13 protein-coding genes are annotated in these 11,659 nt (G+C 54.8%); 5 read left to right on the top strand and 8 right to left on the bottom strand.

Going from position 1 to position 11,659, the window contains the following annotated elements:
• Positions 1–8: 8 nt before the first annotated feature.
• A complete protein-coding gene (locus ACEPPP_RS15805) occupies positions 9–605 on the bottom strand; it encodes a hypothetical protein (RefSeq protein WP_374088305.1) in 597 nt (198 codons plus the stop codon).
• 4 nt (positions 606–609) lie between these two features.
• Positions 610–1,311 carry an SURF1 family protein gene (locus ACEPPP_RS15800; protein ID WP_374088303.1) on the bottom strand — a complete coding sequence of 234 codons (702 nt, stop codon included), beginning with the start codon at positions 1,309–1,311 and terminating at the stop codon, positions 610–612.
• 89 nt (positions 1,312–1,400) lie between these two features.
• On the opposite strand from ACEPPP_RS15800, the gene ACEPPP_RS15795 reads away from it, so the two are divergent.
• On the top strand, positions 1,401–1,682 hold the full coding sequence (locus ACEPPP_RS15795; protein ID WP_374088298.1) for a twin transmembrane helix small protein: 282 nt from the start codon (positions 1,401–1,403) through the stop codon (positions 1,680–1,682).
• A 54-nt stretch (positions 1,683–1,736) separates the two neighbouring features.
• Here the strand turns inward: ACEPPP_RS15795 and ACEPPP_RS15790 are convergent, their stop codons facing one another.
• The 5 genes from ACEPPP_RS15790 to ACEPPP_RS15770 form a co-directional block, all read right to left on the bottom strand.
• Complete coding sequence (locus tag ACEPPP_RS15790; protein WP_374088296.1) at positions 1,737–2,609, bottom strand: cytochrome c oxidase subunit 3; 873 nt, start codon at positions 2,607–2,609, stop codon at positions 1,737–1,739.
• An 11-nt stretch (positions 2,610–2,620) separates the two neighbouring features.
• Positions 2,621–3,166: a cytochrome c oxidase assembly protein gene (locus ACEPPP_RS15785; RefSeq protein ID WP_374088294.1), complete on the bottom strand. Its 546-nt coding sequence runs from the start codon at positions 3,164–3,166 to the stop codon at positions 2,621–2,623.
• Positions 3,167–3,313: 147 nt separating this feature from the next.
• On the bottom strand, positions 3,314–4,936 hold the full coding sequence (ctaD, locus tag ACEPPP_RS15780) for a cytochrome c oxidase subunit I (RefSeq protein ID WP_374088292.1): 1,623 nt from the start codon (positions 4,934–4,936) through the stop codon (positions 3,314–3,316).
• A gap of 72 nt (positions 4,937–5,008) precedes the next feature.
• Positions 5,009–6,532 (bottom strand): cytochrome c oxidase subunit II, encoded by a 1,524-nt coding sequence (gene coxB, locus ACEPPP_RS15775; protein WP_374088290.1) that lies wholly within the window; start codon positions 6,530–6,532, stop codon positions 5,009–5,011.
• 450 nt (positions 6,533–6,982) lie between these two features.
• On the bottom strand, positions 6,983–7,144 hold the full coding sequence (locus tag ACEPPP_RS15770; RefSeq protein ID WP_374088288.1) for a hypothetical protein: 162 nt from the start codon (positions 7,142–7,144) through the stop codon (positions 6,983–6,985).
• A gap of 462 nt (positions 7,145–7,606) precedes the next feature.
• On the opposite strand from ACEPPP_RS15770, the gene ACEPPP_RS15765 reads away from it, so the two are divergent.
• From ACEPPP_RS15765 to ACEPPP_RS15755, 3 genes are all read left to right on the top strand, one after another.
• Positions 7,607–8,077 carry a hypothetical protein gene (locus ACEPPP_RS15765; protein WP_374088286.1) on the top strand — a complete coding sequence of 157 codons (471 nt, stop codon included), beginning with the start codon at positions 7,607–7,609 and terminating at the stop codon, positions 8,075–8,077.
• Between the two features lie 175 nt (positions 8,078–8,252).
• The gene (locus ACEPPP_RS15760) at positions 8,253–8,477 is read left to right on the top strand and encodes a hypothetical protein (RefSeq protein ID WP_374088285.1); all 225 of its coding nucleotides are present in this window, start codon (positions 8,253–8,255) and stop codon (positions 8,475–8,477) included.
• A gap of 111 nt (positions 8,478–8,588) precedes the next feature.
• The gene (locus tag ACEPPP_RS15755) at positions 8,589–10,199 is read left to right on the top strand and encodes an NAD(P)/FAD-dependent oxidoreductase (RefSeq protein WP_374088283.1); all 1,611 of its coding nucleotides are present in this window, start codon (positions 8,589–8,591) and stop codon (positions 10,197–10,199) included.
• Positions 10,200–10,219: 20 nt separating this feature from the next.
• Here ACEPPP_RS15755 and ACEPPP_RS15750 read toward each other — a convergent pair whose 3' ends face one another.
• The gene (locus ACEPPP_RS15750; protein ID WP_374088281.1) at positions 10,220–10,573 is read right to left on the bottom strand and encodes a hypothetical protein; all 354 of its coding nucleotides are present in this window, start codon (positions 10,571–10,573) and stop codon (positions 10,220–10,222) included.
• A 157-nt stretch (positions 10,574–10,730) separates the two neighbouring features.
• Here ACEPPP_RS15750 and cysD point away from each other — a divergent pair, with 157 nt between their 5' ends.
• A complete protein-coding gene (gene cysD, locus ACEPPP_RS15745) occupies positions 10,731–11,639 on the top strand; it encodes a sulfate adenylyltransferase subunit CysD (RefSeq protein WP_374088279.1) in 909 nt (302 codons plus the stop codon).
• Positions 11,640–11,659: the final 20 nt, after the last annotated feature.

Raw genomic sequence — 11,659 nt, 5'->3', positions numbered from 1 at the left:
CGCGGTTCCTAACCAATTTGCGAGATTTTTAACAGATGCGTCAAATCGCTTTTGACTTTATAAGGGTCGAATCCAGGTTCGTATTGCATCATCAGATTACGCAAAGGATCCATCAACAACAACGCCCCATCCGGAAAGCCCTCGGGCCTGATGCCGTTCAGTTTGCTCAGGAAGGACGCACTCGGTTTGACGCGCAACAAGGCTTTCTCGTCCTTCCACCAGGCTTCGGCAAGCTTCGGATCGGTATTGCCGAGCAGCAGCGCGACGCGCCGGGTTCTCGGCAAATCCTTGTTCAACATCAGTTGTATCTGCTTGGTTTTATGCAGCGCATCCAGGCAAACGGCGTTACAGTCCTGCTGCGGCATCACATTCACGATCAGCCAATGCGCGTTCAACTCCTGGATATTGTCACTGCTGAAGGTATCGAAACCGCTCAGCTCGGATGCTTCGGTCGTGATGGGCGGCGTAATCAACCGACCGTAATTGGTCTGGCCTTGCAGCCATTCCGGCTTGACCTTGAACGCCACCGCGATCAGGAAGGGTAAGAGCGACATCGCGAACAAGGTCAGGATGAGCAGACGATTTTTTTTCTGTTGAGCATTCATTTTTTTATTTCACACGGCTAAACCAGAGAAACAGCAGCACCAGCGCCAGCGCGAGGCCGAACCATTGCACCGCGTAAGCGACATGTTGTTCCGGCGGCATCACACTGACTTCGCGCCACTCGCGCCGATAGCCTTCGGGCGCCTGTTTGTCGAGTTCTATCATAAAAGGAAACACGGGATAACCGAGCCTTGCGGACAGGATCGCGCTGTCCGCGACCTGCACGACGGCCGGCCAGCCTGCGCTCGGCTGATCGGCGCCGGCCAGCTTGATGCCGACGCCTGGAAAGTGATTGATCCGGCCGCTGATTTGCGCCGGATTCTGTTGCAGGGCCGGATCGGGCAAGGTCTTCCGGTCCTGATGGGCCGGAACCCAGCCCCGGTTCACCAGCACGGCCTTATTGCCGTCAGCCAGAATGAACGGCGTCAGCACGAAATAGCCGACCTTGCCGCCCGCGATCTGGTTGTCGATCAAGATCTGATGGTCGCCGTCATAATGCCCGCTTGCGACAGCGGACCTATAGCGCAATACGTCCTTCTCATCCGCGGTTGCCGCGGTCAATTGCAATACAGGAGCCGCCATGCCATTTTTTTGCGCCGCAAAAAAAGCGCGCTTCTGCTCGGCCCGGTCCAATTGCCAGAAGCCCAGGGCGATCAATATCGGCAGTATGCACAACACTACCAGGGTTGGGATTTTTTCAAATTTCATCGGCCACAATAAATTTGCATTTCCGCTGACAAAGATATAATTTCCGTTGTTTATCCATTTCAGCACTCAGCCAGCGGCGCCATTCATCCATGATTATCAAAACCATCGTCATCATCGCGTTCATCCTGATCATTATAAGTCTCGGTTCGGCGCTTTTACACCTCGTCAAACACCGGAGCGATGAAGACTCGAAAAAAACGGTCAGGGCGCTGACCTTCCGGATCACGCTGTCGGTCGTGCTGTTCGTTTTCGTTTACATCATGATCGCGACCGGGCTTTATACGCCGCACGGCATCGGCGTCAGGATGCACGCGCCGAAACCGGCCGCCAGCACCGCGCCGGCGCCGCCAAACACCTCAAAATCCAATTGACAAAAAAAAAGCGTTGCCTAAGCGGCAACGCTTTTGCAGGCATCAAAATCCCGATTATAACAAATAAACGAAAACGAACAGGCCCAGCCAAACCACGTCGACGAAGTGCCAATACCAGGCGGCCGCTTCGAAGGCAAAATGGTTTTCCGGTTTGAAATGGCCTCTCCAGCTGCGGAACAACACCGTGCTCAGCATGATCGCGCCGACGCAAACATGGAAACCGTGGAAGCCGGTCAGCATGAAGAAGGTCGAACCGTAAATGCCGGTACCGAGAGTCAGGCCCATTTCGCTGTAAGCCTCATGGTACTCGTAAGCCTGTAAGCCGACGAACAGGAAGCCCAGGCCAACGGTCGCGATCAAGCCCTGGATCAACTGCTGGCGTTTTCCCGCCAACAGGCCGTGATGCGCCCACGTGCAGGTCACGCCGCTGCTGAGCAGGATCAAGGTATTCAGGAAAGCCAGACCCCAGGCGCCCATCGCTTCGAATTCGCCGTCAGGCGTCGGCTTGCCATCGATCAGATGGCCAGGACCATTGGTCGGCCAAACCGCCTCAAAGCCCTGGTGTAAGATCTTTCCGGTTTCTCCCTCGGCCAGCCAAGGCACCGACAGATTCCGGGTGTACCAGAGCGCGCCGAAGAACACCGCGAAGAACATCACCTCGGAAAAGATGAACCACATCATGCCCATCCGGTACGAAATACCGACCTGGGTATTGTACATGCCGTATTCGCTTTCGAGCGACTGCAGAGTAAACCAGCCGGTCAGCATGAAAATAAAAACCAACAGTCCCAGAACCATCATGCCGGGTCCGATCGACGAACCGTTCAGATAATTCGCGAAACCCGCCAGCGTGATGAACAGCCCCACCGTGCCTATTATCGGCCAGGTCGCTTTATGCGGGATGTAATAAGCATTGTGTGTGGACATAATGTTCCCCTTTATTGTTTCTCTGCTTTTTCAGTATTGTCAAAAAATGTATAAGCCAGCGTAATCGTTTTGTGCTCCGGCGAGATTTTGGGATCGACGACGAAACGCACCGGCATCGACCTGCCTTCCCGCGCCTTGAATTTCTGCTCGGTAAAGCAGAAACACTCGGTCTTCTTAAAATACTCGGCCGCAAGACCCGGCGAAATGCTCGGTATCGCCTGCGCGATCATCGGCTTGTCGGTCTTGTTTTCCGCATAAAAATTCACCGTATAAAACTGTCCCGGATGAACCTTCAATTTCGGCGTTTCCGCGCGGAACTCCATCGGCGCCGCTTCATTCAAGGCGGTCACGAATTCGACGGTCAGCTCCCGGCTCAAGTCGGGCTGATAGCCGGTTTCCTTCGCGGCCGTGCTTTCGACCTTGCCGTTCAACCCCGTCACCTGGCACAACACATCGTACAGCGGCACCAGGGCAAAACCGAAGCCGAACATGACCACCGCCACCAGCAACAGGGTGCGCACCAGTTTGGCGTTTTTTCGCTGCAATTCGTCGGTCATTGCGAGATCGCTTTCAGCACTGCGAAGACATAGATCGTCAGCGCAATCGCAACCAGGATCAATGCCGTCAAAATATTTTTCTGTTTAATAGTCATCTTGATCAACCGATACGCTGCCTTGGGCAGCGTATCTCTGGTTTCGACTCGATTAAGAATGTTCGCTTGGAACAGTTTCCGGCGGCGTCGTGAAGGTATGGTAAGGCAGCGGCGACGGCAACGTCCATTCGAGGCCATGCTTGCTCGCATCTTCCCAGACTTCATCGGTCACTTTTTCGCCGGTGCCGCCGCGGATCGTGTCGATCACGATGTACAGGAACAGCAATTGGCTGGCGCCGAAGATGAAGCCGCCGATACTTGAAATCATGTTCCAATCGGCAAACTGCACCGCATAATCCGGAATACGGCGCGGCATGCCGGCCAGACCCAAGAAATGCTGAGGGAAAAACAGGATATTGACCGAGATCGTCGACAGCCAGAAATGCAGCTTGCCGATCCTTTCGTTATACATGTGGCCGGTCCACTTCGGCAGCCAGAAATAGCCTGCCGCCATCAGGATGAAGACCGAAGCCGGCACCAAGGTATAGTGGAAATGCGCGACGATGAAATAGGTGTCGTGGTATTGGAAATCGGATGGCGCAATCGACATCATCAGACCGGTGAAGCCGCCCATCGTGAACAACACCACGAACGCGATCGAAAACAGCATCGGCGTTTCGAAAGTCATCGAACCTTTCCACATGGTCGCGGTCCAGTTGAACACCTTCACGCCGGTCGGAATCGCAATCAGCATCGTCGCGTACATGAAGTACAACTCGCCCGCCATCGGCATGCCGACCAGGAACATGTGGTGCGCCCAGACGATAAACGACAGGAAAGCGATCGACGCGGTCGCATAAACCATCGAGCTGTAGCCGAACAAGGGCTTGCGCGCGAATACCGGAATGATTGTCGAAGCAACACCAAAGGTCGGCAGAATCATCACATACACTTCCGGATGCCCGAAGAACCAGAAAATGTGCTGATACAACACCGGGTCACCGCCGCCAGCCGCATCGAAAAAGCTGGTGTCGAAGAAACGGTCGGTCAGCAGCATGGTCACCGCGCCGGCAAACACCGGCATGATCGCGATCAACAAAAACGCAGTGATCAGCCAGGTCCAGACGAACAATGGCATTTTCATCAAGGTCATCGCCGGAGCGCGCATGTTGAAGATCGTTGCGATGATATTGATCGAGCCCATGATCGACGAAATCCCGAGCAAATGCACCGAGAAAATCGCGAACGGCAACGCCGCGCCGGTTTGCAGCACCAACGGCGGATACAAGGTCCAGCCGGCTGCGGGCGCGCCGCCTTCCATGAACAAGGTGCTGGCCAGCAACAAGGCGCCGGCGACCAGCAGCCAGAAGCTCATGTTGTTCATCCGCGGCAACGCCATATCCGGAGCGCCGATCATCAACGGAATCATCCAGTTCGCGAGACCGACGAAAGCCGGCATCACCGCGCCGAAAACCATGATCAGCGCGTGCATCGTGGTCATCGAATTGAAGAACTGCGGGTTCACGAACTGCAAGCCCGGCTCGAACAGCTCGGCGCGAATAATCATCGCCATCCCGCCGCCTAGGAAAAACATCGCGAGCGCGAAAACCAGATACAGCGTGCCGATATCCTTGTGGTTGGTCGTGATGATCCAGCGAAGCCATCCCTTCATCGGGCCGTGGTCATCATGATGATCATCGTGGTGATGATCATGGGGTGCTATGACAGCGGACATAAGTGTTATACCTCAATAAAGTGTAAAAAAAGAAGCCATGGGTCCAGGTAAACGTCTTACCGTTCGTCTGCCTTAGTGCAGCGCCTCGATTTCGGAAGGCGTGATCTTGTCGTTTACCGAATTACCCAGCGCATTGCGGGTATAGGTGACGACCGCCGCAAACTCTTCAGCGCTCAAGGTTTCGCCGAATGCCGGCATCATGCCCTTGCCTGCCTTCATCAGATTGACCTGTTCCTTGATGTCGCCGGTTACCACATCGCTGCCGCTCAATGCCGGGAAGGTAGGCGGCAAGCCCTGGCCATTCGCTTGATGGCAGGACGCGCAGTGGCTTTCATAGACGGTCTTGCCTTTCGCAATCAAACCCTCTTTCGACGTAGGGTCGGCTGGAGCGGCCTTGGCCTCTTCGGTCTTTGCCGATGAAGCCTCTTCTTCATTATCTTCCTCTTCGTCAGCATCCGAAGCGGCGGCCGCGCCTTCCGGCAACAACGCCTGCACCGCTTTCGGCTGGATTTCATCGCCGACCGCGTTGCCCAGGGCGTTACGGGTATAAGTAATGACCTCTGCCAGTTCGTCGGCTTTCAGCATTTTGCCGAATGCCGGCATCGCGCCTTTGCCGTTCAACACCAGATCAGACTGCTTGTTGATGTCGCCGGTCACGACCGCGCTGCCTTTCAGGGCAGGGAATGCGCCCGGTACGCCTTCGCCGTTCGGCAAGTGGCAGGTTGAGCAGTTCTTTTCATAGACGGTCGCGCCTTTAGAAACCAATTGCTCGTGGCTCAGATCGCTCAAATCAGGGCCCTTGGCCGCTTCTGCCTTGGCTTTTTTGAGCCAAGCATCATAATCGGGCTGATCCATCGCGATCACCACGATCGGCATGAAGCCGTGATCCTTGCCGCACAGTTCGGTGCATTGGCCGCGGTAAGTGCCTGCTTGGTCGACCTGGGTCCAGGCCTCGTTGATGAAACCCGGATTCGCGTCCTTCTTCCAGCCCAAATCAGGCACCCACCAGGAGTGGATCACGTCGGCGGCGGTAAACAGGAAGCGGATTTTCTTTTTGGTCGGAATCACCAACGGCTTATCGACATTCAGCAGGTAATTCGGCACGGTGCGGGGATCGATGCCGGAACCCAGCTGACGGGCCTTGTTGCTTTCCTCGTCCAGGTTACTGAAGAACTTCAGGCCGCTGTCCAGGTATTCGTATTCCCATTTCCATTGCCAGCCGGTGACCTTGATCGACATGTCGGAATCCTGCACATCGTCGAGTTCGAGCATCGTCTTGGTTGCAGGAATCGCCATGCTGATCAGAATCACGGTCGGGATGATCGTCCAGATGATTTCGACCGTCGTATTTTCATGGAACTGCGCCGCCTGATATCCCTTGTCCTTGCGGTGATGGAATATCGAGTAGAACATCGTGCCGAATACGCCAACACCGATGGCTACGCAAATCCATAGAATCAGCATATGCAGGTCATGAATATCATGACTGATCTTGGTAACCCCTTCGGTTAAGTTGAGCGTGTAATCCGCCCGCGCTGACTCTTGTCCGATAGCCGTCAAGATCGTGCCTGCGAATAGTTGCTTGGTTTTGTTCACGGAGCAGCCCCTTCGTAAGTAATGAAAAACCTTGAATGCGTCATTTCATTTCGTAAGTCATGGGCACAGCCAAAACGGCGCGCACCAGTCTACGTAAAAAATTTCACAATATAACTGTGTAATTTTACCCTATTGAGCCTTTCTAAGCCAGATTTCTATAGCGCTAAAGCATGCGAGGCGGAACTTGGGATGCCGATCAAGACTCTCCTGTCGACATTTTCCGTGAAACACGCCGCATCGCAGCCGAAACGACGGGGAAAATAGACAGGGCTCTTTACGCATAATTCGTAAAGTTATTAAGATTCACCCCAACCATGAGCAAGGACTCGCCGGTTCCGCGTGATGAATATCGATCATTTGAAAATGGTTAAGATGCAAATGAACTGCGAGATGGATACTGCGCCACTCTCTTCGGGCTTGGCTAATTTGCGGCCGCCCTGCCCCAAGGCGTTACTTTTTCCGGCCGTATATTAAGAACAATACAGCAAGAACCACCGCCGCCGCAATTTGACCTTCCGGCGTGCGCAAAAAATGGATCATTGCAGCATACACTTGATGCAAAGTTGGCATAACGCCGTTCCCTTCAAGCAGCCCCCCATATTCACCGAACATACGCCCTCCTCAATCACACTATTAAACAACCAGATCACCCGAATAGAGATGACGGAACCCAAAAATGGCACTTCAATTTGCTAGCCGACCCCATGCAATGGACTTGAAGCATCCTAACTATCCAAGCTAGATCAATAGAATCATAGCCTTAAAATAGCCCTTCTGCCGACCGAACCGCGCCCTCAATTTTCATCAACATAACCGATCCGAACGAACATCTGTAAAAAACCGATAAACAGTCCGGATCGTTAAAGTTTTGTTTGAATGCATTGAACCGACACCGTGTTCGCAGAAATACATAATCGGTGAAGACGGGTGAATAGAGAGGCGCTCGGGGGCTTGCGTAAGTGTTATTCCTTGAGCAAGACCCGCATCAAGCCTAACATCAAAAATTTATCGCAATCACAACACCGCTTAAGTAGTACAAAAGCAAAACCTGTTAGCTTAACGAGGAAGTGAAAAATGTTTTCCATCACACAATTTCCCTCTCGGAACGAGGTAGAAGGTTATATGATTATCTTCCTAAGAAATATACCCCTAGATACCAAGAAATATGAAATAGCCTCTTTCATCGAGCCGATTTTTAATGACTGCTTCCTGGACAAAGCGACGACCACAGTATCGCTGCAAGACATTGAAATCCTGTCGATTCAGGACATTGATTCGACTGTCATGGAAAAACACGCGCTGATCAAGATTCTTCCGGATGCAGTCGGAAAACGACTGATCAAGCGCATCGATGGCGCCGTATTCAAAAATGCGCCAGTTTCGGCGCGCGAATATGTCAACCGCTCCCCATCTAACGACCCGAGAAACTCAGCTTTAAATGAGGCGACGACACTGCTGGACCGACGCATCATCTTGGACAGAAGGAGAAAGCCGTTGCTGAACTCCTGGCAAAAACATCCGATTCTGGTTCACGCCGTACGATAAGCCCTCCCTCAAAGCGGCCCTGCCCATCCCCGGCCAGACCGCAAAAATATGCAACCGTTCAGTTGCTCCCCAAAAAATTCTCCGCGCATGATGCGCTACGGCTCGGGTATAATATCCCCGATACGACCCAACCCGAGAAGCCACCGATTCTGTGCCTGTCGATTACAAGCCCATTTTGGACGAAATCAAAGCCGGCCATTGGGAGGCCGCGCACCAGTTGATTCAAGCTCATTCCGATCCCTTTGCCTCTTTGATACACGCTTACCTGCATCGCGAGGAGGGCGACCTCGACAATGCCGCCTACTGGTATGCCCGCGCGAATAAGCCGATGCCCGCCGGCAGCCTGGCTGACGAACTCGACTGCCTTTATCGCATGGCACAAAACGAAACCTTAGACTGAGATTTTGCTGCCCCGGCTTCCGACTGGACTTGCTGCCGACGTTTAACCTCCACTATTTTCCAATGACAATCCTGCCTGACCCAGGCATTGCCAACTCCTACTGCTGAACCGATGCTGAGAATCACCGAACTCAAGCTGCCGCTCGATCATTCCGAAAGCCAGCTGCAATCCGCCATTATCGAACGCTTGGGCATCGCTGCCGAAGCCTTGAAAAGTTATACGATTTTCCGCCGCGGCTACGATGCGCGGAAACGCGACAGCATCGCGCTGATTTACACGCTCGATGTCGAACTGGCCAACGAGTCCGCCGTATTGAGTCGCTTCCAGGCTGATCCTCATGTTGCGCAGACGCCGGACACCCGCTACCAGCATGTCGCAGAGGCGCCCAAAGGCCTTACGATGCGCCCGGTCGTGATCGGTTTTGGCCCTTGCGGTCTTTTTGCCGGCTTGCTGCTGGCGGAAATGGGCTTTCGTCCGATCATTCTCGAACGCGGCAAACCGGTGCGCGAACGCACGAAGGACACCTTCGGCCTGTGGCGCCGGCGCGAATTCAATCCCGAATCGAATGTGCAATTCGGCGAAGGCGGCGCCGGCACGTTTTCGGACGGCAAGCTGCATACGCAGATCAAGGACCCGCACCATTACGGCCGCAAGGTGTTGACCGAATTCGTGAAAGCCGGCGCGCCGCCGGAGATCCTCTATGTCAGCAAGCCGCACATCGGCACCTTCAGGCTGGTGTCGATGATCGAGGAAATGCGCGGCACGATCGAAGCCCTGGGCGGCGAAATCCGTTTCGAAAGCCGGGTCGAGGACGTGCTGATCGAAGACGGCGCCGTGCGCGGCGTGACTCTCGCCAATGGCGAAACGATCGACACCCAGCATGTCGTGATCGCGGTCGGCCACAGCGCCCGCGACACCTTCAAAATGCTTTACGAACGCGGCGTCTATGTCGAAGCGAAACCGTTTTCGATCGGCTTCCGGATCGAACACCCGCAATCGCTGATCGACCGCTGCCGTTTCGGCAAGTACGCCGGCCATCCGTTGCTCGGCGCCGCCGATTACAAACTGGTACACCACTGCAAGAACGGCCGCTCGGTCTACAGCTTCTGCATGTGCCCGGGCGGCACGGTGGTCGCCGCGACGTCCGAACCCGGCCATGTCGTGACCAACGGCATGAGCCAGTACTCGCGCAACGAACGCAATGCGAACAGTGGCATCGTGGTCGGCATCACACCCGACGACTACCCGGGACACCCCTTGGCCGGCATCGATCTGCAGCGCCAACTGGAAAAGAAAGCCTTCGAACTCGGCGGCGGCACCTACGATGCCCCCGGCCAACGGGTCGGCGATTTTCTGGCCGGCCGCGCCTCGACGCAATGGGGCTCCGTCACCCCGTCCTATACGCCGGGCGTGCACCTCTGCGATTTGAGCACAGCCCTGCCCGCTTATGCGATCGAGGCGTTTCGCGAAGCGCTGCCCGCCTTCGACAAAAAAATCCCCGGCTTCGCGATGGCGGACGCGGTGCTGACCGGCGTCGAGACCCGCACCTCATCGCCAGTCCGGATCAAGCGCAACGAACATTACCAGAGCATCAACACGCGCGGATTGTTTCCGGCCGGCGAAGGCGCGGGCTATGCCGGCGGCATCATGTCGGCCGCGATCGACGGCATCGAGGTCGCCGAAGCGGTGGCATTGAGCATCGTCGGAATCAGCAAAAAATGAGCCGCGCCGAAAGCCGGGCCTTATTTGGAACGCTTGGTCGTATTGAAGACGTAAGACGCTACGACGCCGCGATTATCGAATTTGATCACCAGATCTTCGGTTTCGCCGTCGCTGAACAAGCTGTAATAGTAGCGGCCGTAAGTCCAGGTCTTCATGCCGTTATCGATGCCGGTGCGCCAGGGCGCGCCGAATGTGGTGTAAATGTCGTTCTGGGTGGTCTCGCCGATGCGGATCGAGGTCACCTGGCCGGCAGGAAACTCATGCCCGATCGACGCACACCCCGACAGCGAAAGCAAACCGGACAAGGCCAGAGCGGCAGCGGCCCGGCGTAAAATCCTCACAGAATGGTTCGAGCCAGAGAAAGCGCTTTTCATCAAAAATAATCCTTATTAAAAATCAATGCCGCTAAATCATAGAATAAACGCATCGGATTTTCCCGTTTTTTTGCCGGCTTTCGGCTGGCAATCGGCCGAGATACGAATTAAAATAAACGGTTACACTTACGCCTACCGATATTAACTGGCCAAATCAATGACTGATTATAAACTCACGCATCTGAAACAGCTTGAAGCTGAAAGCATTCACATCATTCGGGAAGTCGCCGCCGAATTCGAGCGTCCGGTGATGTTGTATTCGATCGGCAAGGATTCCGCCGTGATGCTGCATTTGGCGATGAAGGCGTTCTATCCGGGCAAGCCGCCGTTTCCGTTGATGCACGTCGACACCACCTGGAAATTCAAGGAAATGATCGAATTCCGGGACAAAATGGTCAAACAACTCGGCCTCGAACTCCTGGTTTATATCAACCAGGACGGCGTCGATCAAGGCATCGGCCCCTTCACCCACGGCAGCAAGAAACATACCGACGTGATGAAGACCGACGCATTGAAACAGGCATTGGACAAATACAAGTTCGACGCGGCCTTCGGCGGCGCCCGCCGCGACGAGGAAAAATCGCGCGCGAAGGAGCGGGTCTATTCGTTCCGCGACAAAAACCACCGCTGGGACCCGAAAAACCAGCGCCCGGAACTCTGGAACATCTATAACGGCAAGATCGACAAGGGCGAAAGCATCCGCGTGTTCCCGTTGTCGAACTGGACCGAACTGGACATCTGGCAATACATCCATCTCGAAAACATCCCGATCGTGCCGCTGTATTTCGCGAAGGAACGCCCGGTCGTGAACAAGGACGGCATGTTGATCATGGTCGACGACGAACGCATGCCGATCGGCCCCGACGACAAGATCGAGATGAAAAAAGTCCGCTTCCGGACCTTGGGCTGCTATCCCCTGACCGGCGCGGTCGAGTCGAACGCGACGACATTGCCGGAAATCATCCAGGAAATGCTGCTGACGACGACCTCCGAACGCCAGGGCCGTCTGATCGACCACGACCAGGCCGGTTCGATGGAGCAGAAGAAGCGCGAAGGTTACTTTTAACTCGCATCCGCCGTGTTTGC

Source organism: Methylomicrobium lacus, assembly GCF_041897535.1.
Taxonomy (GTDB): domain Bacteria; phylum Pseudomonadota; class Gammaproteobacteria; order Methylococcales; family Methylomonadaceae; genus Methylomicrobium; species Methylomicrobium lacus_A.
Note: the sequence above shows the minus strand (reverse complement) of the source record. Positions and strands in the feature narration are given on the sequence as shown.